The organism is Mesonia maritima (assembly GCF_042433895.1).
Classification (GTDB): Bacteria; Bacteroidota; Bacteroidia; order Flavobacteriales; family Flavobacteriaceae; genus Mesonia; species Mesonia maritima.
In genome coordinates this window covers 15,959-39,878 of the sequence record NZ_JBHLUA010000011.1, presented here as the reverse complement: position 1 = coordinate 39,878, position 23,920 = coordinate 15,959, and the positions used below count along the sequence as shown (strand labels likewise).

The window sequence follows — 23,920 nt, the reverse complement described above, 5'->3', positions numbered from 1 at the left end:
AATTAAGATTTAAATAAAGGTTTATCATTCATCAGTTCAAAAACCTGTTTTTTGGTTTCCGCAATAATAGCTTCATCATTAATATTAGTGATCACTTTATCTACCAAATCCACAATCGTTTTCATATCCGCTTCAACTAAACCACGCGTGGTAATTGCAGCTGTTCCTACACGAATTCCTGAAGTAACAAACGGTGACTTATCATCAAAAGGAACCATATTTTTATTGACGGTTATTTCAGCTTTTACTAAAGTTTCTTCGGCTTCTTTCCCGGTAACATTTTTATTTCGAAGGTCGATTAACATCATATGATTATCGGTTCCGCCGGAAACTACATCATACTCTTTTTCCATAAAAGCCGCTGCCATCGCTTTCGCATTTTTCTTTACCTGAACGGTGTAATGCAGAAAATCATCGGTTAGCGCTTCTCCAAATGCTACAGCTTTCGCAGCAATAATATGTTCTAACGGTCCGCCTTGATTTCCTGGAAATACGGCACTATTAAGCAAAGTAGACATTTTTTTCAGTTTTCCATTTTTCAATTTCTCTCCGAATGGATTTTCAAAATCTTTTCCTATTAAAATCATTCCGCCACGGGGTCCGCGAATAGTTTTGTGGGTAGTGGTAGTTACCATATGACAATGCGGAAGCGGGTCTTGCAACAATCCTTTTGCTATTAATCCGGCTGGATGCGCCATATCGGCTAATAATAACGCATCAACCTCATCGGCAATTTCTCTAAACTTTTCATAATCAATTTCTCTGGAATATGCTGAAGCTCCCGCGATAATTAATTTCGGACGTTCTTTTTTTGCCATTTCTCGAACGTGATCATAATCAATTAAACCGGTTTCTTTATCTACACCATAAAAAACAGGATTGTAAAGTTTACCTGAAAAATTCACCGGAGAGCCGTGGGTTAAATGTCCGCCGTGCGAAAGATCGAAACCTAAAATTTTATCGCCCGGTTTTAAACAAGCTGAAAAAACTGCAGTATTAGCTTGCGAACCAGAATGCGGTTGCACATTCACATATTCAGCATTAAACAATTCTTTAGCGCGATCTATTGCCAATTGCTCTACTTTATCGACAACTTCGCAGCCTCCATAATAGCGTTTTCCCGGGTAACCTTCTGCATATTTATTGGTTAATACAGAACCTGCAGCTTCTAAAACTTGGTTGCTTACAAAATTTTCACTGGCAATTAACTCTAACCCGTTGGTTTGACGCTCTTTTTCAGCGTTTATTAAATCAAAAATTTCAGTATCTCTGTTTGTAATCATAGCTATTCGTTAAAATATTTCTCAAAAATAAAAAAAGGATTCGGTTAATTACGGGAAAATAATATATTTGAATACAATATAATCGTTAAATCAAAGAAAATAATATATATGGCCATTACAGCAAACGATCCTAAACGTAAAACTTGGCTTGAGATCCCAACCAAAACCGATTTTCCTATTCAGAATATTCCGTTTGGAGTTTTCCTAACCCGCGATGATATCATCACGATTGGAACAAGAATCGGTGATTATGCAATTGATTTAGGCGCGTTGCATCAATTAGGTTATTTTGATGGTATTCCGTTAACCGATGATATTTTTTTACAAGACACCTTAAATGATTTTATTGCCGACGGAAGAAAAACCTGGCGAGCGGTTAGAAATCGAATTGCTGAAATTTTTGACGAAAAGAACGAGACTTTAAAAAATAATGAAGATCACCGAAAAACCGTTCTCTTTACCTTAGACGAAATTGAAATGCAATTGCCGGTTCAAGTTGGCGATTACACCGATTTTTATTCGAGTAAAGAACACGCTACCAATGTTGGGGAAATGTTCCGCGGAAAAGAAAACGCGTTAATGCCGAATTGGTTACACGTTCCCGTAGCTTACCACGGAAGAAGTTCGTCTATAATTCCTAGCGGAATTCCAGTACATCGACCACAAGGGCAAAAAATGCCTCACGGGGCCGATACGCCAATTTTTGGTCCGTCCAGAAAAGTAGATTTTGAATTAGAAATGGCTTTTATTACCACAGCAGGAAACCCGATAGGCGAACCAATTTCAGTTGAAGATGCTGAAGAATATATTTTCGGAATGGTTTTATTTAACGATTGGAGCGCACGCGATATTCAAAAATGGGAATATGTTCCACTCGGACCGTTTCTCGCTAAAAATTTCGCTTCTTCAGTTTCCCCTTGGATTGTAACGTTAGACGCGTTAGAACCCTTTAGAACCGAAGGACCAAAACCGGTTATCGAAACACTCCCCTATTTAAAATCTAGCGGAAAAAAGACGTTCGATATTCAGTTAGAAGTAGCTATTCAGCCTGAAAATTCAGAAGAAACCGTTCTCACCCATTCTAATTTTAAATATTTATACTGGAATATGAGTCAGCAATTAGCGCATCATACCATTAACGGTTGTCCGGTAAATAGTGGCGATATGATGGGAAGCGGAACAATTTCGGGAAGCAAACCTGATAGTTTTGGATCGATGCTCGAACTTTCTTGGAACGGAAAAAAGACCATAAAACTAAAAGATGGAAGTGATCGTAAATTTATTGAAGATAATGACACCGTAATTATGCGCGGTCATTGTGAAAATAAAAATGTAAGAATCGGTTTTGGTGAAGTAAGTACGAAACTTTTACCGGTATTCGATTTTAAGAAAAAATAATATTTTAATTGAAAATAAGAAAGCCGAGAAAATTCTCGGCTTTTTTTATACAAATTGTTTAATTTTTTCAGCGTCAATTCCACTATGTGAATCGTGTGCAATCACTTTTCCATTTTTTACGAAAATGACTTGTGGCGATTCGTGCATTACTTGATAGCGCTCTGCTATTTGCTGCGAAAGCGAACGATAATTAATCAAATCTAGGTAATAAAACGCTAGCTTTTCTTCCTCAATTTCGGCTTCTTTTTCAAATTGGCGCAACGCCATTTTACTAATTCCGCAACGTGTAGAATGTTTAAAAATCACACATAATTTTTCTTGGGAAACGGCATCAATTTCATTTAATTTTCCTTCTGAATCGACAGCTTTCCACGGAAAACTAGTTTCCTCTTTTGCTTCAGAATTTCCTCCGAATATATTTCCAAATAATCCCATATACTTTCTATATTTATAGTAACAATACTAATTTAATCATTCAATCCAAATAAAGTGGACAATAATCGAAGTAAACTGAAAAATTGTCACCCAAACAAAGGAGTTAAAGTGACTTTTTGTCGGTTTTACTGTTAGGTATATTTATTGAAATAGAATTTTCAAAACAAAAATTATGAACTTAAACAAATTTACCATAAAAGCACAAGAGGCTATTCAGCAGGCGCAGCAGCTTGCACAAGAATTTGGCCATCAACAAATTGAAAATGAACATTTATTTAAAGCCATTACCTTAATTGACGAAAATGTAACGCCTTTTTTATTAAAAAAATTGAATATAAACGTCAATCTTTTTACACAGATTTTAGATAATACCTTAGAAAGTTTTCCGAAAGTAAGTGGCGGGGACATTATGTTTTCACGTGAAACGGGAAAAACGGTAAATGAAGCAACAATTATTGCAAAGAAAATGAACGATGAATATATTTCTATCGAGCATTTAATCTTAGCAATTTTCAACTCAAAAAGTAAAGTTGCCCAAATTTTAAAAGATCAAGGCGCAACCGAAAAAGGCTTGAAAGCTGCAATTGAAGAATTAAGACAAGGTGATCGGGTGACTTCGCAAAGCGCAGAAGAAACTTACAATTCACTTAATAAATATGCAAAAAATTTAAATCAATTAGCTGAAAACGGAAAATTAGATCCGGTTATTGGTCGAGATGAAGAAATTCGAAGAATTTTGCAAATCTTATCGCGAAGAACCAAAAACAACCCAATGTTAGTTGGTGAACCCGGAACCGGAAAAACAGCCATTGCCGAAGGTTTAGCGCATAGAATTGTAGCAGGCGACGTTCCAGAAAATTTAAAGAATAAAGAAATTTATTCCTTAGATATGGGTGCGTTAATCGCGGGCGCGAAATATAAAGGAGAATTTGAAGAACGACTAAAAGCGGTAATTAAAGAAGTTACTTCTAGCGATGGAAATATCGTTTTATTCATCGACGAAATTCATACGCTAGTTGGCGCCGGTGGTGGACAAGGAGCGATGGACGCGGCAAACATTTTAAAACCAGCGTTAGCTCGTGGTGAACTTAGAGCGATTGGAGCGACTACGTTAGATGAATATCAAAAATATTTTGAAAAAGATAAAGCGCTAGAACGTCGTTTTCAGAAAGTAACCGTAGATGAACCCGATACCGAAAGTGCGATTTCTATTCTCCGCGGAATTAAGGAGAAATATGAAACTCACCATAAAGTAAGAATTAAAGACGAAGCAATTATCGCTGCGGTAGAACTTTCGCAACGTTACATTACTAATCGTTTTTTACCTGATAAAGCAATTGATTTGATGGATGAAGCAGCTTCAAAATTACGAATGGAGATCAACTCTAAACCGGAAGAATTAGATGTGCTCGATCGTAAAATTATGCAGCTTGAAATTGAAATTGAAGCGATTAAACGCGAAAAAGACGAAAGTAAATTAAAATCTTTAAAAGCCGATTTAGCGAATTTAAAAGAAGAGCGTTCAGAATTGAATGCGCAATGGCAAAATGAAAAAGGAGTTGTAGATAATATTCAGCAGGCAAAAACCGATATTGAAAATTTCAAATTAGAAGCTGAACGCGCTGAACGGGAAGGCGATTACGGAAAAGTTGCTGAAATTCGCTACGGAAAAATTAAAGAAGCACAAGAACGTTTAGAGAAATTACAGAAAGAAGTTGAAGAACATAAAAAAGAAGGCAAAAAATCGTTAATTCAAGAGGAAGTTACCAATGAAGATATCGCTGAAGTTGTGGCAAAATGGACCGGAATTCCGGTTAACAAAATGTTACAAAGCGAACGAGAGAAATTGCTAAAATTAGAAGATGAACTTCACCGTAGAGTTGTTGGTCAAGAAGAAGCGATTGTTGCGGTTAGTGATGCCATTAGACGAAGTAGAGCCGGTTTGCAAGATCAGAAAAGACCTATTGGTTCCTTCTTATTTCTAGGAACAACAGGAGTTGGTAAAACAGAGCTAGCAAAAGCTTTAGCTGAATATCTATTTGATGATGATAATGCGATGACCAGAATTGATATGAGCGAATATCAAGAACGTCATTCAGTAAGTAGATTAGTTGGTGCGCCTCCAGGATACGTGGGTTACGATGAAGGCGGACAACTTACGGAAGCGGTACGAAGAAAACCTTACTCGGTGGTTTTACTAGACGAAATTGAAAAAGCGCATCCCGATACGTTTAATATCTTGTTGCAAGTGTTAGATGAAGGTCGACTAACCGATAATAAGGGAAGATTGGCAGATTTCAGAAACACGATTATTATTATGACTTCTAATATGGGAAGTCATATAATTCAAGAAAAATTTGATGCTGTAAAAGATATTGAAACAGCGATGGAGAGTGCTAAAGTAGAAGTTTTAGGTTTATTGAAACAACAAGTTCGTCCCGAGTTTTTAAACAGAATTGATGATATTGTGATGTTCACACCTTTAAATGAAGAAAATATTAAAGAAATTGTTGGGCTTCAATTAAAAGGAGTAACTAAAATGTTAAGCGAACAAAACATTACGCTAGACGCTACACCGGAAGCTATCGATCATCTTTCAAAAAGAGGATTCGATCCGCAATATGGAGCGCGTCCGGTAAAACGAACTATTCAAAAAGAAGTGTTGAATAAATTATCGAAAGAAATACTTTCAGGAAACATCACTACCGACAGTATTATTCTTATCGACGCATTCGACGATGAATTAGTTTTCAGAAATGAATCTGAAAAAGAAATATCTACTGAATAAAAATTAACTTAAAATAAAGAAAAACCGCCTCTTTTATGAGGCGGTTTTTTTATGTCAAAATTTTTTAAAAATTACTCGGGAACTGGAAATCCTCGATCGCGCATTAACGCGTCAATTTTAGCATGAATATTTAATAATCATTTTATTTATACGTTCAAGAGTTTTTAAAAAATTCTCTGTTTTTATAATATTAATAATTTTTCTATCACCCTAAACTGTTAAATCTTATCTTTTTTGCACTCACAATTTAACACTTTATTATAATATTCTATATTTGTGAGCATTCAATACTTATTTTTTAATTTTAAGCTTTTTAAGTTGAAGAGATTATTTGTTTACAAACTACCAATATTTTATTCTCAAATGAGTAAAATACTAATTTTGGTTTTACTACTTCTTGCTTCGTGCAAATCTGGAGAACAAATTTCAACCACAGGAATAGATGAAATTCAGTTTGGAAATGGTGGAGGATTTACGGGCAAGGAAGTTGTTTTTACACTTAAGGAAAATGGTTTAATAAAAAATCAGAACGACAGTATCGTTAATAAACTGAACAAAGAAGAGGTTTTATCAATTTTTAAAACCGCAAGTAAAAATAAGAATGTCGAATTCGTAAAACCTCGAAATTTATATTCTTTTGTTACGATTTTTACTCCTTCTGGCACTAATAAGATTGTTTGGGGTATAGGCACTAATTTAGCACCCAAAGATATAAGAAATTTACATAAAAAATTAATGAATAAAGCAATTCAAAAAAAATGAAGATAATTAATATGAAAAAATTTCAACTTAAAATATGTCTATTAATAGGTTTAGCTATTGTTAGTCAAAATATGACTGCTCAAACAAACGCTCAACAATCATCTAATTCTACTAAGCATACAGTTATATCTCCAAAGAATTCTTCAGGATCAGCAAACCTTGAGCAGAGAATTAAAACTACAAACGGCTCATTTTTTTTTAATTTAAAACATAAAAAAATTGCTTATTCTACTTTAAGAGAAAAATTAAATAACTTTTTTAATCTAAATAATAAGCACGAGTTTAGAGAGGTTAAAGAAAAAAGTAATTCAAGCAAAAAACTCTTGCAGCATTATTATAAAGGAATTAAAGTTTCTGAAAGTGTTATCATAGTTCATCTTGAAAAAAATTACGTTAAAACGATTAATGGACGAATTACAGAATTTTCTGATATAAATATCGTTCAAAACATAAGCAAGGATCAGGTATTAGAAAACGCAAAAGAATATTTAAATGTAACTAGACTTATACAAAACTATCCTGTTGAAACTGTTATCGCTTCCGTACCAAATCGAGAAAACAGAAAAATAAAAGTAGTTCAGAGAGTTAGAATAGATTCTTATACTCCTTTTGAAATGTGTTATGTGTTGATTGATGCAAATACAGGAGAAGTTTTCAATAAAATTAACCTTATTGCGCATGCCGATGTTCCGGGAACTGGGCAAACAATATATAGTGGAAGCCAATCTATTACATGTGATAGTTATCAAGGAAATTACCGTCTAAGAGAAAATATCCGAAATATTCAAACCTTTGATGCTACAAACGCTACAGATCTTACTAATAATGGTTTTGTAGGAGCAACGGATTATATAAATTCTTCAACAATTTGGTCTACAAGTCCCGCAATCGATGTACACTGGGGTATGGAAGTTACGTATGATTTTTATTTAAGCCAATTAGGTAGAGATAGTTATGATGGAAATGGAAGTATAATAAAGCAATATTTGAATACTCCATTTTCTCAAGCAAGTCAAGGAGGAGATCCTAACAATGCTTTTGCTATGGAAGAACCTTACAATATGATGGCTTATGGTTTAGGAGATGGTCAATACATGAATCCGGTAGTCGGGCTAGATGTCGAAGGGCACGAATTTACGCATCTAGTGGTAAATAAAAATGGTAATGGAGGTTTAGTATATCAAGGAGAATCGGGAGCACTTAACGAATCATTTGCTGACATTTTTGGAGTTTGTGTGGAGTTTTACTCTGGTGTAGATCCCGATTGGTTAATTGGAGAAGACATTTTTGTACAGGCTCCTTACTTTAGATCAATGTCAAATCCAAATGGAGGCCAACAACCGGATACCTATAATGGAAATGGATGGGCAGACCCGAATGATCTATATTATGATAACGGCGGAGTTCATATCAACAGTGGAGTTCAAAATTATTGGTTTTATCTGTTAGCTGAAGGTGGTTCAGGAACAAACGATCTGGGTAATAATTATTCGGTTGCAGGCATTGGTTTAGCTAATGCAAGAGATATTGCTTATCGCAATCTAACAAACTATTTGCCCCCAAGTGCAAGTTTTATCGATGCATATAATGGATCTTTACAGGCTGCAGAAGATTTATTTGGAAGTTCTTCAGCAGAATATGCAGCTGTAAAAAATGCTTGGTATGCAGTAGGAATTGGAACTAAAAGTTATTGCAGCGGGATAACATATCTAGAAGAACAAACTGGAACTTTTTCAGATGGAAGTAATTCTGAAGAATATGGAAATTTAACACATTGTACTTGGATAATTACTCCTCCTAATGCAAATCAAATTACTTTAAATTTTACTGCTTTTGATACTGAACAAGGCTACGATAAAGTCTTAGTATATGACGGTCCAGATACTAGCTATTCTTTATTAGGAACTTGGTCTGGAACTACTATACCACAAACAATTAATACAACTGATGGAACTGGAGCTATGACAGTTGTTTTTACTTCTGACGAATCTTCCACAGAAACTGGATGGACTGCTACTTATTCTTCTACAATACTAGGTTTAGACGAAGCCATTTTATCAGATAATTTAAAAGTTTACCCTAATCCTACAAACGGTTTATTTACTATTGAATCTAATTCAAATGAAAATGTTACAGTAGAAATAATTGATCTATTAGGAAAAAAAGTACGTTCTGCTCATTCCATTTCTAAAGGCACAAATAAAATGAATATAAGTGACTTAAATTCCGGTATTTATATGCTGAAATTCAATTCGAATCAGCATCAACTTATTAAAAAATTGATTGTAAAATAAACTGAATAAAAGCTTACAAAAAAACCGCCTCCTAAAAGAAGCGGTTTTTTTATGTCAAAATTTTTTAAAAATTACTCGGGAACCGGAAAACCTCGATCGCGCATTAACGCGTCAATTTTGGCTTCTCTTCCTCTAAAGTTTTTATAAGCTTCAGCTGGATCTACAGCGTTTCGAGGAGCAAATAAAAACTTTACTAATTTATCGGCTACGGTTTTATCATAAAAACCATCGGGAGATTCAGCAAAAGCTTCCGCAGCATCCGAAGTTAAAACATCGGCCCATAAATAGCCATAATAACCTGCGGAATATCCTTCTCCAGAAAATATATGACCAAAATGAGTTGGACGATGACGCATCACAATTTCATTAGGCATTCCTAAAGAATCTAAGGTTTTTTGTTCAAATTCGGTTACATCATCAATTTTTTCGGGATCGGTTGTATGAAATTTCATATCCATAATCGCCGAGGCTAAAAATTCAGTTGTAGCAAAACCTTGATTAAATGTAGCTGATTTCTTTATTTTTTGAACCAATTTTTCCGGAATAACTTCATCGGTCTTATAGTGACGCAAAAATTTATTTATAACTTTATCGGTAGACAACCAACGTTCTAATAATTGCGATTGAAATTCTGTATAATCACGAACTCCGCCATTTAAGGTAGGATATTTTATATCGGCTGAAAGAAAATGCAAGGCGTGCCCAAATTCGTGAAAAAAAGTTTCGGCGTCATCCCAAGAAACCAAGATTGGTTCGCCTGGAGCAGGTTCAATAAAGTTAGAATTATTTGAAGCTAAAACAGGTTTGTTTCCAGTTAATTCCGCTTTACTTCTGTAGGTTGTCGCCCAAGCTCCAGAACGCTTTCCTTGTCGCGCATAAGGGTCTAAATACCAAAGGCCAATAACTTCATCATTTTTAGTGACTTCATAAACTTCTACATCTTCGTGAAAAACAGGAACACTTCCATCGGTTATTTTTGAAAACTCGTAATTAAACAACTCGCCAGCAGTAAAAAACAAAGCTTCTTTTAAGTTATCTAACACCAAATATTCTTTTATTTCTTCACTATCTAAATCATATTTATCTTGTCTAACTTTTTCAGCATAATAACGGTAATCCCACGGTTCGATAATAATTCCTTCATTATTTTTATCGGCAATAGCTTGCATTTCTTTCACCTCTTCTTCTACTCTAGCTAAAGCCGCCGGCCACACTTCCATCATTAAAGCCATCGCTTTTTCTGGTGTTTTCGCCATTCTGTTTTGCAAACGCCAAGCCGCAAAATTATCATAACCTAATAATTCCACACGTTTATCTCTAAGTTTTAATATCTGTTTTATAATCTTTTTATTATCGAATTCATCGTTATTATCGCCTCGAGAATAATAATTTTTCCATACTTTTTCTCGAAGTTCACGATTTTCTGAATAGGTTAAAAATGGATCCATCGACGAACGCGTATTGGTGATGGCATATTTTCCTTTTTTTCCTAAATTTTCTGCCGCACTTGCTGCCGCTTTTTGAAAAGATTTTGGTAAACCTGCCAGCTCATCCTCCTCTAAATAAACCACATAATTCTCTTCTTCAGCTAAAACATTATTAGAGAATTTTGTGTAAAGTTTCGATAATTCTTGTTCAATTTCAGCATAACGCTTTTTGTTTTCTTCGGAAAGATTTGCGCCATTCATTACAAAACGTTCGTAAATTAAATTGAGCGTCCGTTGTTTTTGGGCAGAAAGTGAATCTTGTTGAGATTTTTGATAAACACTTTTAATACGCTGAAACAACGCTTCATTTTGAAGTATTTTAGATTCGTAAGTTGAAATTTCAGGTGCTAATTCTTCTTGAGCTTCTCTAAATTTTTCTGAAGATAAATTGCTACTATAAATACCATAATAGGTGAAAGCACGATCTAAAGGTTCGCCTGCTTTTTCCATTGGGATAATTGTATTTTCAAAAGTAGGTTCTTCAGCTGAATTCGCTATGGAATCGAGTTGTTGTAAATGTTGTTCCATTCCTTTTCGAATGGCTGGTTTCAACATAGAAACTTCCATTTTGTCGAAAGCAGGAACACCTTGATACGGACCTTCCCAAGGAGATAGCAATTGCGGAACTTCTGTCATTTTCTCTTCACTTTTTTTAGGTTCTTCTTTACAAGAACTTATCATTAATAAGGCGATTAAACCTAGACTTTGAACGGTTTTTTTCATAAAAATTTATTTTCTAAAGTTGAAAGATACAACTAAAACAAAAAGACAGAAAATCATTCGCCCAGAGAAAACAAAAAGCCGATTCTTAACAGAATCGGCTTTTTTGGATCAATATATTTTATAAAACTTTATTTAGCTACGTTAACAGCTCTGGTTTCTCTAATAACGGTAATTTTAACTTGTCCAGGATAAGTCATGTCGGTTTGAATTTTTTGTGAAATTTCAAACGAAAGGTTAGATGCTTTCTCGTCGGTTACTTTTTCACTTTCTACAATCACACGTAATTCTCTACCAGCTTGAATTGCATAAGCCTTTTTAACCCCGGGGAAACCAAACGCGATATCTTCCAGATCTTTTAAACGCTGAATATACGAGTCTAAAACTTGACGTCTTGCGCCAGGTCTTGCGCCACTAATCGCATCACAAACTTGAATAATTGGCGATAATAAAGAAGTCATTTCTACTTCGTCGTGGTGAGCTCCAATTGCATTGCAAACTTCAGGTTTTTCACCATATTTTTCGGCCCATTGCATTCCTAAAATAGCGTGTGGAATTTCGGTTTCGGTTTCTGGTACTTTTCCGATATCGTGTAATAATCCTGCACGTTTTGCAAGTTTCGGGTTTAAGCCTAATTCTGCAGCCATTACGCCACAAAGTTTTGCAACTTCACGCGAGTGTTGCAGTAAGTTTTGCCCGTAAGAAGAACGGTATTTCATTCTACCTACCACTTTAATCAATTCAGGGTTTAAACCGTGAATTCCTAAATCGATAACGGTTCGTTTACCGATATCGATAATTTCTTCATCGATTTGTTTACGGGTTTTCTTCACCACTTCTTCAATTCTCGCCGGGTGAATTCTTCCGTCGGTAACTAATTTATGCAATGATAAACGAGCAACTTCTCTTCTTACCGCATCGAAACACGATAAAATAATAGCTTCAGGAGTATCATCTACAATAATTTCTACGCCTGTTGCCGCTTCAATCGCACGGATATTTCTTCCTTCACGACCAATAATTCGTCCTTTTACATCGTCGCTTTCTAAGTTGAAAACGGAAACGCAATTGTCGATAGCTTCTTCGGTACCAATTCTCTGAATGGTATTAATGACAATTTTTTTCGCCTCTTGCTGCGCGGTAAGTTTTGCTTCTTCAATGGTATCTTGAATAAGTGCCATTGCATCGGTTTTGGCAGATTCTTTTAAAGATTCTACCAATTGTTGTTTGGCTTCTTCTGCGCTTAAACCGCTAATTACTTCTAATTGCTTGACTTTACTTTGGTGAAGTTTTTCAATCTCTTCTTGTTTTTTGTCAAGAAACTCTGTTCTGTAATCGTAATCACGTACTTTTTCTTCAAGATCTTTGTTTAGCTTTTTGTTTTTAGCCAATTCGCTTGAAACCTGTGATTCTTTATCGCGCGTACGCTTTTCAGCTTCAGCTATTTTTTTATCTCTTCCGAGAATTACTTTTTCGTGCTCAGACTTTAATTCTATAAACTTTTCTTTCGCCTGAAGTATTTTATCTTTCTTTTTACTTTCACCTTCGGCTTTCGCTTCTTTTATGATATTTGCGGCGCTTTTTTCTGCCTCAGATAAAATTGATGATGCTTTCTTTTTCTGTAAAGAGTTCGAAATTAAGTAGCCTATTGCTATTCCTACAACTCCTACTATTACTGCTGTTATAATTATATCCATAAATTATTTTATATAAAAAAAGCCTGTATTAGTTGGGTTTTGTTTAAACTCCGTCGAAACAGGTTTAGGGCTAACAAGCTGATCAAGGATCCGTTCTAAGACGGCTTGCTTTTACAACTTTGACTCACCCTTTTTAATTGATATGTGTTGAGTTTATCAAAAAGAATAACTAATACAGGCAGTAAACCTTACTATTTATTTTAAAGAACGTTTTCTATTTAAACAAGTGCTCTTGCAAAAGTTGATCTAATGAATTTAGTTTTTCTTCTGCTAGAAGTACTTGGTCACTTTTATTAATATTTTGCTGTTCGGTTTTTGCGGCAAATTGCAAAGCACACATTGCTAATACATCTTGCTTATCTCGAACGGCATAACTTTTCTCAAATTGCTTAATTGTTTCTTCTATCTTTTTTGCAGCTTTTCGTAATCCTTCTTCTTGCTTCGGCGCAATAGTTAGCGGATATACCCGATCTGCAATCGATAGTTTTATTTTTAGCTTATCATTCATTCAACAATTTTATTCTGAAAGTTGAACAATGCATTGATCAATCTCTCGAATTAAGCTATTTATTTTGAGTTTAGTCTCTCGTTTATGTTCGTTACTGCCTAGCATCGCGTTCGCAGCTTTTAGCGTTTGGTTTTCTTGTTCTACGGAATTTAGTTCAGCTTTAATTTTTGCTTGGTTGCTTTCTTGAACCGCAAGTTTTTCTTCTAATTGAAGGTTTGCTTGCTTTAAAATTTCATATTTATGCAACAGCTTACTGACTTTATTCTCAAGAGAATCAACTATTTCAACCAAATCACTCATCAGCGCTTATCGTAATGCTTCTCGCACAAAGTTAACATACCTTAAGGAATATGACAATAATTTACGTGCTATTTTTAATGAAAAATTAATTTTTGAAACTCACCGCGGTAAGCTTTTTGATATTCCTAAACTTTACGCTATCTTTCAAAATTCTTCAATAAATTGTTAAACACCATTTTATGAGATTGCTTTTTTTTATGGGCTGCATTCTTTTAAGCCTGGGAATGAATGCACAAAATTCATATCCGCAAGATTATTTTCAGAATCCGTTAGAGGTTCCTTTAATTCTTTCAGGAACTTTTGGTGAGCTTCGTTCTAATCATTTTCACAGCGGAATGGATATTAAAACGCAGCAACAAACTGGATTAAAGGTTTTAGCGACTGCAGAAGGTTATGTTAGCCGAATAAAAATTGCTCATTTTGGTTACGGAAAAGCTCTTTATATTCAGCATCCAAATGGTTACACAAGTGTTTACGCTCATTTAAGTGAGTTTTCTCCTAAAATTGAAGCTTACATAAAAAAGAAGCAATACGCTAAAGAAAGCTATGAAATTGAAGTTTTTCCGCAGGAAGATGATTTGGTAGTTTCTCAAGGTGAAGTTATCGCGTATAGTGGAAATAGCGGTAGCAGCGGCGGACCGCATTTACATTTTGAAATTCGAAATGCACAACAACATCCTATAAATCCGATGGAATTTGGGATTGATATCAAAGACACCTATCCACCAATTGTAAAAAATATTTTGGTTTATCCTACTGGCGAAAATGCCCACGTTAATAAATCGGCTAAGCGTCAACAATTACGTCTTATTCCAAAAGGAAACGGACTTTATGAAACCGAAAGCTTTAAAGCGCACGGAAAAATCGGCTTTGGAATTTCGACTATCGATCGTTTAAATTATGCTGCAAATCAAAATGGAGTTTATAAAATAAGTAGTTTTTTAAATGGTTCCCCTGTGTTTGAGGCTAATTTTTCAGAATTTTCATTCGCAGAATCACGTTATATTAACCGGTTTATCGATTATGAATATTACAAAACAAAGCGAAATCGTGTTCAGAAATTATTTTTAGAACCTAATAATCCGCTTAGTATTTTAACCCAATTGCATCACAATGGGTACGTTTCCATTCAAGATAGTTTAGATTATACCTATACGATAAAAGTTGAAGATTTTAAAGGAAACGTAAGTACCGTTCGCATTCCTATTGAAAATGATGAAATTTCAGTTGAAGAAATTATTCCGAATACTATTGAAAAAACCGATTATTTAGGAAGAGCAAATGAAGCGGTAGCTTTTGACGAAGGAAAATTTGATATTTACATTCCTAAACACGCTTTATATGACGATGTTTACCTCAACGTAACTACAGACGGCGAAAGCATTACGGTAGGAAACGATGCCATTCCGCTACATAAAAATATGACCATTGGTTTTGATGTGAGTAAGTATAGCGAAGACGACAAAAAGAAATTATACATTGCACGAATGAGCGATTGGGGAACGCCTTATTATTCCGATACGTATAAAAAAAGAAATCGATTTACCACTCGAACCCGAACCTTTGGAACTTACAAATTAATGAGCGATTCTACACCGCCAAGAATTACTCCGGTAAACTTTCGAGAAGGAAAATGGATGTCTAATTACCGCTATTTAAAATTTAAAATTGCAGATGATAAAACCGGTATCAGCAGTTATCGAGCAACTATAAATGGCGAATTTATTTTAATGGAATACGATTATAAAACTGACATGCTAGTATACGATTTTAATGATGAAGCCGTTACTCATAGTACAGAAAACAAATTAAAAATCATCGTGGTTGATAATGTTGGAAATAGTACTACATTTGAAGGCACATTTTTCAGAAAAAAATAAAGTCGATTTATCTTGAAGCTACCAATTTCGCTTAGCATACTTTTCACCTTATGCTTTACTGTTTTATTAAACGCACAAACCGCTGTCGTTAAAGGAATTATTTTTGATGAAGCCCAAACGCCAATTCCTTCAGCCAATATTTCTTATCCAAACGGCGGAACGCAAACCAATGAGAACGGATTTTATTTTTTAGAAATTCCAGCAAACGAAAAAGTAACACTCACCTATTCGTACGTAGGCTTCAAAAAAATCACGTTAACTATTGAAGGCCTTGCTGAAGGTGAACACAAAGAAATTAATCCGGTTTTAAAAACTACTGTCGAACAAATCGGGCAAGTGGTAATTTCCGGTGAACGAAATAAACGTGTAGAAGGAATTGTAAGCATAGAACCAGAAACAGTTCGTAAAATTCCCGGAGCAAATGCCGGTGTAGAGAATTTACTAAAAACCTTACCCGGTGTAAGTTCCAATAATGAATTAAGTACGCAATATTCAGTTCGTGGTGGAAATTATGATGAGAATTTAGTTTATGTAAATGAAATTGAAGTTTACCGACCTTTTCTTATTCGCTCCGGACAACAAGAAGGCTTAAGTTTTGTAAATACCGATTTAGTAAGAAATGTTGAATTTTCAGCAGGAGGTTTTCAAGCAAAATACGGCGATAAACTATCTTCAGTTCTCGACATCGATTACCGAAGACCTGTTGATTTTGGCGCTTCTTTAGAAGCTAGTTTTTTAGGCGGAAGTGCTTCCGTTGAAGGAATTTCTAAAGACGAGAAGTTTTCCGGTATTTTAGGAATTCGTTATCGCGACAACAGTCTTTTTGTGAACGCAAAAGAAACCGAAACAAATTTTAAACCACGATTTGCTGATGCGCAAACTTATCTTACCTATCAATTCAGCAATAAATTTGAATTAGGATTTTTAGGAAATATTTCCATCAATAAATATGATTACGAACCGGTAACCCGCCAAACAAATTTTGGAACACTGCAAGACCCAAAAGCTTTATTGGTTTTTTATGAAGGTCAAGAACAAGACCAATACGAAACCTATTTTGGTGCATTAAAAGCTACGTACAAAGTTTCAGATAATTATACAGCAAAATTAATTGCTTCAACCTATAATACGCAAGAGCAAGAATATTATGATATTTTCGCTGAATATCGTTTAGGCGAACCAAATTCTTCCATTGGCGGAGAAAATTTAGGGGAAGTAGAATTTACTGAAGGCGTTGGTGCTCAATTAACACACGCTAGAAATGATTTAGATGCGTTAATTTTTAATTTCCAACATCGCGGAACTTTAAATATTGAAGATCATCAATTTGAATATGGCGTAAAATATACCCACGAAGATATTCGCGATCGTGTTCGAGAATATGAAGTTATCGATTCTGCCGGATTTTCTATTCGACCGCCTTTAGACGAATTAAAAAACAACCAACCTTATAATGCTTACGCCGGACCTTTGGTTCCTTATAATAGTATTCGCGCGATTAATAAAACGCAGATTGACAGATTTCAGAATTTTTTACAATGGAGTTATCAAACTGAACTGGGCGCTAGCAAAGCTTGGTTTAATGCCGGAGTTCGTTCGCATACTTGGACTGTTAGCGGAGAAAATATTGAAGCAAATACACAAACCGTTGTAAGTCCACGTGCGCAATTTGCTTTAAAACCCGACTGGAAAACCGATATGTTATTTAGAATTTCGGGCGGAATGTATTATCAACCGCCATTTTACAGAGCTTTACGAGATTCAACCGGAACGGTAATTCCCGATGTAAAAGCGCAACAATCTGTTCATTTGGTAATCGGAAATGATTATAGTTTTAAATTGCAAGATCGTCCATTTAAATTGGTTTCTGAATTTTATTATAAATCCTTGACTGATGTGAATCCGTATACCATTGAAAATGTTCGTATTCGGTATCGCGCCAATAATAATGCGGAGGCTTACGCCTACGGTTTAGATTTAAGGTTGAATGGAGAGTTTGTCCGTGGAACGGAAAGTTGGTTAAGTTTCGGTTATTTAAAAACGGAAGAAAATATTAATAATCGCGGTTATATTTCGCGCCCTACCGACCAACGCTTAAAATTTGGGATATTATTTCAAGATTATGTTCCGAAAATTCCGAGTTTAAAAATGTATTTAAACTTGGTTTACAATACTGGTCTTCCAGGTGGTTCGCCACGTTATGCAGATCCTTACGATTATCAAGTTCGCTTACCGGATTATAAAAGAGCGGATGTTGGTTTTTCTTATGTAATTGTAGATCCTAATGAAACGAAAGAAATTCAGAAAAGCAACTGGTTGAGTGTTTTTGAAGAATTAAATATAGGGTTCGAAATTTTTAATTTATTTGATAATCAAAACTCAATTACCAACACATTTGTGCGTGATGTTTATAGCAAACAAATGTATTCGATCCCAAATTATTTATCACCCCGTGTATTTAATTTGCGTTTAGGAATGCGTTTTTAATTAGAATAAAAAAAGCTTTTCTGAAATCCATTTTTGTCAACCTGAACTTGTTTCAGATTCTCACCAACTTCCTTTATAATTTAGTAAGAGTATATTCTGAAATAAATTCCGAATGTTTTTTTGCTTCAAAAAATTTAAGAATTAACTGATTCCTTAAGCACTTCAACTACATAATCAATTTCTTCTTTGGTGTTGAATTTTGAAAAAGAGAAACGGATAGAAGGTTTCTTTAAATCTTCTTCGTTTAAAATAGCATTTAAAACATGCGAACCGCCTTCTGCTCCACTTTGGCAAGCGCTTCCTTTTGAACAGGCAATTCCTTTTAAATCTAATTGAAATAATAACATAGAAGCTTTTTCAGCTGAAATAGGTAAACAAACATTCACCAGCGTGTACGTACTTTTTGGTAAATCACCGCAACCGCCGTTAAATTTTACTTCAGGAATTTCGTTTTTTAGTTTTTCAATAAAGTACTTTTTGATTTCGGTTACGTAAGGTTTTTCTTCAGCTAAATTATCATACGATATTTTTAAGGCTTCCGCTAAACCAACAATATTATGTACACTTTCAGTTCCGGCTCTAACACCACGTTCTTGTTCTCCTCCGAAAATTAAAGGTTTTAGTCCGCTGTTTTTTCGTACAAATGCAAAACCCACGCCTTTTGGACCGTGAAATTTATGCGCACTTACCGCAGTAAAATCAACTGGAATTTCTTGTAGATCAATTTCGAAATGACCGATAGATTGTACCATATCACTATGAAACATCGTGTTGAATTCTTTACAAAGTCTACCGACGTGTTGGATATCTAAAATATTTCCTACTTCATTATTCACGTGCATTAAACTTACCAATGTTTTTTTATCTGAAGCTTGCAAAAGTTTGGCTAAATGATCAAGATCGATACTTCCGCATTCTTTTAAATTTACGTATTCAACTTCAATATCATAACATTCTTGCAGCTGATTTACAGTATACAAAACCGCGTGATGTTCTATTTTTGAAGTAATAATTCGCGTAACACCTAAATCTCTCACCGCACTGTTCAATGCTAAGTTATCGGCTTCAGTTCCGCCGGAAGTAAAAATTATTTCTGCTGCAGAAACATTTAAATAGCTTGCCACTGTTTTTCTGGCATTTTCTACCATAGATTTTGCAGACCTACCAAACGCGTGTGTTGAAGATGGATTACCAAAGGTATTTTGCATAACTTCTGTCATTGCTGAAATTACTTCATCTCGCATTTGCGTAGTTGCAGCGCTATCTAAATAAACTTTTCTCATAATAATTTTACTTTCCAATCTATACGGGTGCAAAAATATAATATTTAAAATTATTTTATAGATTAACGCCTGTAAAATATGAATTGATGTAATTTTGCTAAAAATCTGCTTTCTAATGAAAAAGTTTATTTCAATTTTTATATTCATTTTATGTTGCTCCGCTTGCGATGATGGCGATATAATTGTAACCTCATTCGATTTTGATGAAGATGCGCAATTAACCACTTGTACAGAGCAAGGCGAAAATCCTAATCAAGAAGTTATTCGCCTTCTATATACTACTAATTCTGAGCCTAGCGAAAGTCTTTCATTAAGTTTAACGCAACCCGATTTTACCGGAAAATTTGAAGGTTTGGCTGAACAAGATTCTATTGTGGTCGATTTAAACCAAAATAACAGATTGGTTTACCGAACGTATAACGGACCGATTTCGGGGAGCGACTATTTTTGTAACGATATTCCGCCGAGTGAACCGCAAGTAGAAGATGAATATATTAGCACCAACGGTGGTCGAGTAATTATTACCACAACTATTATTGAACAAGATGATAATGATGGTATTCCAGCCGAAGAAGAAGATTTAAATGGCGACGGAAATTTATTTAATGACGATACCGACGGCGATGGAATTCCTAACTTTTTAGATATTGATGATGATAACGATAATGTTTTAACGTTGAATGAATTGGGAAATGATGTAGAAAATGACAATTATCTGGATACCGATAACGACGGAATACCAGATTATTTAGACTCTGATGATGATGGCGACGGTGTACTTACTAGAAATGAAGATTTAAATGCGAATGATAATTCTGACGATCCACAGGAATATATTTTAAATCCTTCTGACGATGATACAAATGGAAACGGAATTCCTAATTATTTAGATCCTGAAGATACGTTATCTGAAGATATAAATGTAGTTCGTGCTAATCGCGTTTCAAGAACTTTTAGAACAATTGTAGTCGCTAAAGATATTACAATGGAAAATACAGCTAATGGCGAAGAAATTATTTTAGAAACTCTAACTATCGGAAGATTTCAAATTAGCAGTACACAAGAATTTATTAACCCTAATTAAGGATTCTGAAAAATATAAACTTCGGTAGCGCCAACACCGTATTTTTGAAAATCGGCGTCGTAGAATTTTAAGTTATCGTAGCGGCTTAATAGTGTTTCTAATTCTGCTCTTAAAACGCCTTGACCAACACCGTGAATAAATACTACTTTCTGAATTCTTTTTCTGATTGCAAATTCTAATTGTCCTCGAGCGGTATCAAGCTGAATATTGAGCATTTCAAAATTTGAAAGATTTTTATCTCGATCTGTTAATTTATGAATATGTAAATCTACTTCTAAGGGCGGAGCCGAACGTTCTTTAGGCTTAATGCGTGAAGATGTTTTTTTCTTTTTTATTTTTTTCTCTTTCATTGCCTCCATCATTTCATCATAATCTACCTTAATTTCATCGGTAGCCACTTTCACAATTTCAGTAATGTTAAAACGCATGGGGAAACCTTCTTCGGTTTCAATTACAACCTCATCGCCTTCAATTTCAAGAATTCTTCCGCCAATTGGTTCATCTATTACTTCAACTAAATCGCCTTTATTCAGTGTCATCTTCATCATTTTTATTCTCCCCTACCCAATTTCTAGTTGCCGTATAAAGCCCAATCATTAAAATGACTAATCCTGCTATTTTCAAATAAATATTTTCAGTATCTACAATCATTGCATAAATCAATAAAATTGCGCCAATAATTATAATAATGGTATTTAGGACTTGTTTATTCAATCGACTCTTTTTTAAATTATAATTTCGAATAATGAGTACAAAAATATTATTTTTGAAACGTATAAAATAATTTATTACAATAAAGGATGAAAGAATTCATGTTGCCATGCTTAAATAAAAAATTTTTCGGGTTCGAATGTCCCGGTTGTGGTGGGCAACGTGCTTTTATTTTTTTAATTAAAGGGGAATTCTCTCAGGCATTTATACTTTATCCGGCAATTTATCCATTAGTCATTTTAGCTTCGGTAGTGTTATTGAATATGATTTCGCCTTCGAAAATCTATGAAAAATTAACCACTTTTTTTGCCGTTATAAGTGTGGCTACAATTTTAATAAGTTACATTTTAAAATTTCTTTAAATACTGAAAAACTTTATATATTTAAACTTTACTTTAAAACCAATTTTATTCACTTATGGAAAAACAAAAATTACCCAATGCTACCATTTCTTTAATTTTAGGAATTGTTTCTTTTATCGCTTGTTGCTTTACGTGGGGAATCGGAGGAATTTTACTTTCTGGAATCTCATTGTATTTGGCAAATAAGGATAAAAAGAAATTTACTGAAACTCCTGAGATTTACGACAATTACTCACAAGTTAAAACCGCTCGCATAATTGCAATAATCGGTTTAATTCTATCTATTCTTACTGCATTAATGATAATAGGAATATTTATTTATGCAGGAAGTATGGAAGAATTCCAACGAATGATGGAGGAATACAGCCAACAATATGAGCAACAACAAATTGATTAAGTTGCTGAATAATTAACTTCAATAAAAAAGCTCTTCAAAATTGAAGAGCTTTTTTTACAAACTATAAAGAGGGAAGTTTACATTTTTTTAAACATTGCTTCCATTTTTTCCTTTTCTTCTTGTGCTAATTCTTGATCAACTAAAATTCTACCACTGTGCTCATCGGTAATAATTTTTTTTCTACCAGCAATTTCCATTTGAATTTGCGGCGGAATAGTGAAGAAAGAACCTCCTGAAGCTCCACGCTCAATTGGCACAACAGCTAAACCATTTTTCACATTATCACGAATACGTTGGTAAGCTTTTACCAAACGCTCTTCGATTTGCTTCTTGTAGTCGTCAGATTTTTTAATTAACGCTTCTTCTTCTTTTTCGGTTTCGCTTAAAATCTCATTCAGTTCGTTACGTTTGTGATCTAAATGGTTCTGACGTTCTTTTACACGTTCTTGCGTTTGTTCGATTACCGCTTTTTTCTGTTCAATCTGCGCATAAAATTCATTAATATGCTTTTCAGCAAGTTCAATTTCTAATTCTTGAAACTCAACTTCTTTAGAAAGTGCGTTAAATTCACGATTATTCCGAACGTTTTTTTGTTGCTCGGCATATTTTTTCATTAAGCCTTTAGATTCTTCAATAAGGTTTTTCTTCTCCTTAATTTTATGATCTATGGTTTCTAAATCTGAATTTAATTTCTCTAAACGCGTATTCAATCCAGCCACCTCATCTTCAAGATCTTCAACCTCTAAAGGCAATTCACCGCGTACATTTCTAATTTCATCGATGCGCGCGTCTATTAATTGTAAATCGAATAATGCCCTTAGCTTTTCTTCAACGGTAACCTCTTTTTTCTTTGCCATAATCAACTATATTGAATTGGATTGGTATTTTTTTGTGATAAAACGACTGCAAAATTAGGGAATTTTTTTGTAAGATAAGAATGTATTAAATCTTTTGTGTATTGTTCGCTTTCATAATGTCCAATATCGGCTAAAATTAGTTTCCCTTCAGCTTTATAAAAGTCGTGATATTTTAAATCTGCGGTTAAATAAATATCGGCTTTTTTGGCTTTGGCAGCACCAATAGCAAAGGCTCCGCTTCCGCCAAGAACTGCTACTTTTTTTATGGGTTTATCGCGAAGTTGAGAATGCCGAATAATTCCGCAGTTAAAAATTTCTTTTACTTCTTTAATAAATTCAGCTTCTTCTTTTTGTTTAGAAAGTTCACCTAACATCCCAATACCGATTTGCTGATTTTTATTTTCTAAACTTGTTACCTCAAAAGCAACTTCTTCATACGGATGTTTTTCTTGTAAAGTTTGCAATACTTTGGATTGAAGATGTTTCGGAAACGTAATATTTAATTGTACTTCTTCTTCAAAATGGGTTTCGCCTTTTTTACCGATTGTTGGATTTGATTCTTGATTGGGGTTAAAACTTCCTAAACCTTCCAAATTAAAACTGCAATGATCGTAATTACCGATACTTCCCGCGCCGACTTCAAACAAAGCTTCACGAACTTTTTCAGCATCTTTTTTTGGAATATAGGTTACCAATTTTTTTATGGTATTTTCTTGCGGAACCAGAATTTTTCGATTTTTTAAATTTAATTGGTCGCAAATCATATTATTTACGCCTTGGTGATGATTGTCTAACGCGGTATGCATTGCATAAATCGCGATATTATGCTGAATTGCTTTTATAACCACACGCTCGACGTACGAATTTCCCGTTAGTTTTTTTAAACCGCCAAAAATAATGGGGTGAAAACTCACAATCATGTTGCAATTTTTCTCAATCGCTTCCTCAACAACATTTTCTAACGTGTCGAGCGTAATTAAAATTCCGCTTACTTCTTCGGCTCGATTTCCCACTAATAAACCTACATTATCAAAATCTTCGGCATATTGTAGAGGCGCCCAATTTTCTAATGCCGAAATTACTTCTCTTACTTGCATTCTTTTTATTTTAGGTAAAGATAATTTTTATCGCATGAAAATAAAATCTGATTTCAGGAAAACTGAAACTAAAAATATAGCTGAAGATTT

The 23,920-nt window shown here is 34.4% G+C and carries 20 protein-coding genes and 1 other RNA gene; 9 read left to right on the top strand and 12 right to left on the bottom strand.

The features are described 5' to 3' along the window. Positions 1-2 precede the first annotated feature (2 nt). Positions 3-1,283, bottom strand: a complete 1,281-nt coding sequence (gene glyA, locus ACFFGL_RS06690) for a serine hydroxymethyltransferase (protein ID WP_309730595.1) — start codon at positions 1,281-1,283, stop codon at positions 3-5. A gap of 108 nt (positions 1,284-1,391) precedes the next feature. Between glyA and fahA the strand changes: the two genes are divergently transcribed. Next, complete coding sequence (gene fahA, locus ACFFGL_RS06685; RefSeq protein WP_309730597.1) at positions 1,392-2,681, top strand: fumarylacetoacetase; 1,290 nt, start codon at positions 1,392-1,394, stop codon at positions 2,679-2,681. 45 nt (positions 2,682-2,726) lie between these two features. On the opposite strand, the gene ytxJ is transcribed toward fahA, so the two are convergent. Further along, positions 2,727-3,116, bottom strand: coding sequence for a bacillithiol system redox-active protein YtxJ (gene ytxJ / locus ACFFGL_RS06680; RefSeq protein ID WP_309730599.1), 390 nt, complete (start codon positions 3,114-3,116; stop codon positions 2,727-2,729). A 172-nt stretch (positions 3,117-3,288) separates the two neighbouring features. On the opposite strand from ytxJ, the gene clpB reads away from it, so the two are divergent. The 3 genes from clpB (at position 3,289) to ACFFGL_RS06665 (ending at position 8,960) form a co-directional block, all read left to right on the top strand. Further along, positions 3,289-5,904 (top strand): ATP-dependent chaperone ClpB, encoded by a 2,616-nt coding sequence (gene clpB / locus ACFFGL_RS06675; protein ID WP_309730600.1) that lies wholly within the window; start codon positions 3,289-3,291, stop codon positions 5,902-5,904. 363 nt (positions 5,905-6,267) lie between these two features. After that, a complete protein-coding gene (locus ACFFGL_RS06670; protein ID WP_309730602.1) occupies positions 6,268-6,666 on the top strand; it encodes a hypothetical protein in 399 nt (132 codons plus the stop codon). Positions 6,667-6,677: 11 nt separating this feature from the next. Then, positions 6,678-8,960 (top strand): M4 family metallopeptidase, encoded by a 2,283-nt coding sequence (locus tag ACFFGL_RS06665; RefSeq protein ID WP_378928169.1) that lies wholly within the window; start codon positions 6,678-6,680, stop codon positions 8,958-8,960. A gap of 71 nt (positions 8,961-9,031) precedes the next feature. Here ACFFGL_RS06665 and ACFFGL_RS06660 read toward each other — a convergent pair whose 3' ends face one another. The 5 genes from ACFFGL_RS06660 to ACFFGL_RS06640 all read right to left on the bottom strand — a co-directional run bounded on the left by ACFFGL_RS06660 (position 9,032) and on the right by ACFFGL_RS06640 (position 13,672). Continuing rightward, positions 9,032-11,170, bottom strand: coding sequence for a M3 family metallopeptidase (locus ACFFGL_RS06660; protein WP_309730606.1), 2,139 nt, complete (start codon positions 11,168-11,170; stop codon positions 9,032-9,034). Between the two features lie 128 nt (positions 11,171-11,298). Further along, positions 11,299-12,864, bottom strand: a complete 1,566-nt coding sequence (gene rny / locus ACFFGL_RS06655) for a ribonuclease Y (RefSeq protein ID WP_309730608.1) — start codon at positions 12,862-12,864, stop codon at positions 11,299-11,301. A gap of 45 nt (positions 12,865-12,909) precedes the next feature. Further along, a non-coding RNA gene (ssrS, locus tag ACFFGL_RS06650) (6S RNA) lies at positions 12,910-13,017 on the bottom strand. A 61-nt stretch (positions 13,018-13,078) separates the two neighbouring features. Further along, complete coding sequence (locus tag ACFFGL_RS06645) at positions 13,079-13,372, bottom strand: cell division protein ZapA (RefSeq protein WP_309730610.1); 294 nt, start codon at positions 13,370-13,372, stop codon at positions 13,079-13,081. A 9-nt stretch (positions 13,373-13,381) separates the two neighbouring features. After that, positions 13,382-13,672: a hypothetical protein gene (locus ACFFGL_RS06640; protein WP_309730612.1), complete on the bottom strand. Its 291-nt coding sequence runs from the start codon at positions 13,670-13,672 to the stop codon at positions 13,382-13,384. Between the two features lie 179 nt (positions 13,673-13,851). Here ACFFGL_RS06640 and ACFFGL_RS06635 point away from each other — a divergent pair, with 179 nt between their 5' ends. Next, a complete protein-coding gene (locus ACFFGL_RS06635) occupies positions 13,852-15,552 on the top strand; it encodes a M23 family metallopeptidase (protein ID WP_309730614.1) in 1,701 nt (566 codons plus the stop codon). A gap of 12 nt (positions 15,553-15,564) precedes the next feature. Further along, positions 15,565-18,039, top strand: coding sequence for a TonB-dependent receptor (locus tag ACFFGL_RS06630; protein ID WP_309730616.1), 2,475 nt, complete (start codon positions 15,565-15,567; stop codon positions 18,037-18,039). Positions 18,040-18,173: 134 nt separating this feature from the next. On the opposite strand, the gene ACFFGL_RS06625 is transcribed toward ACFFGL_RS06630, so the two are convergent. After that, positions 18,174-19,322, bottom strand: coding sequence for a cysteine desulfurase family protein (locus ACFFGL_RS06625; RefSeq protein ID WP_309730618.1), 1,149 nt, complete (start codon positions 19,320-19,322; stop codon positions 18,174-18,176). Between the two features lie 115 nt (positions 19,323-19,437). Here ACFFGL_RS06625 and ACFFGL_RS06620 point away from each other — a divergent pair, with 115 nt between their 5' ends. After that, positions 19,438-20,406, top strand: a complete 969-nt coding sequence (locus tag ACFFGL_RS06620) for a hypothetical protein (RefSeq protein ID WP_309730619.1) — start codon at positions 19,438-19,440, stop codon at positions 20,404-20,406. Here ACFFGL_RS06620 and ACFFGL_RS06615 read toward each other — a convergent pair. Both ACFFGL_RS06615 and ACFFGL_RS06610 read right to left on the bottom strand, forming a co-directional pair. Further along, on the bottom strand, positions 20,403-20,945 hold the full coding sequence (locus tag ACFFGL_RS06615) for a Smr/MutS family protein (RefSeq protein ID WP_309730621.1): 543 nt from the start codon (positions 20,943-20,945) through the stop codon (positions 20,403-20,405). The two genes, ACFFGL_RS06620 and ACFFGL_RS06615, sit on opposite strands and share 4 nt — an antisense overlap. Continuing rightward, positions 20,932-21,120: a hypothetical protein gene (locus ACFFGL_RS06610; protein WP_309730622.1), complete on the bottom strand. Its 189-nt coding sequence runs from the start codon at positions 21,118-21,120 to the stop codon at positions 20,932-20,934. Before ACFFGL_RS06610 ends, ACFFGL_RS06615 begins: the two co-directional genes overlap by 14 nt. 86 nt (positions 21,121-21,206) lie before the next feature. Between ACFFGL_RS06610 and ACFFGL_RS06605 the strand changes: the two genes are divergently transcribed. Together ACFFGL_RS06605 and ACFFGL_RS06600 are read left to right on the top strand one after the other, a co-directional pair. Then, complete coding sequence (locus ACFFGL_RS06605) at positions 21,207-21,479, top strand: DUF2752 domain-containing protein (RefSeq protein WP_309730624.1); 273 nt, start codon at positions 21,207-21,209, stop codon at positions 21,477-21,479. 55 nt (positions 21,480-21,534) lie between these two features. Next, entirely contained in the window at positions 21,535-21,876 is a 342-nt protein-coding gene (locus tag ACFFGL_RS06600) for a CCC motif membrane protein (protein ID WP_309730626.1), read from the top strand. 77 nt (positions 21,877-21,953) lie between these two features. Here ACFFGL_RS06600 and ACFFGL_RS06595 read toward each other — a convergent pair whose 3' ends face one another. Together ACFFGL_RS06595 and ACFFGL_RS06590 are read right to left on the bottom strand one after the other, a co-directional pair. Beyond that, positions 21,954-22,733 carry a zinc ribbon domain-containing protein gene (locus tag ACFFGL_RS06595; protein WP_309730628.1) on the bottom strand — a complete coding sequence of 260 codons (780 nt, stop codon included), beginning with the start codon at positions 22,731-22,733 and terminating at the stop codon, positions 21,954-21,956. A 2-nt stretch (positions 22,734-22,735) separates the two neighbouring features. After that, positions 22,736-23,830, bottom strand: coding sequence for a Nif3-like dinuclear metal center hexameric protein (locus ACFFGL_RS06590; RefSeq protein WP_309730629.1), 1,095 nt, complete (start codon positions 23,828-23,830; stop codon positions 22,736-22,738). Between the last annotated feature and the right edge of the window lie 90 nt (positions 23,831-23,920).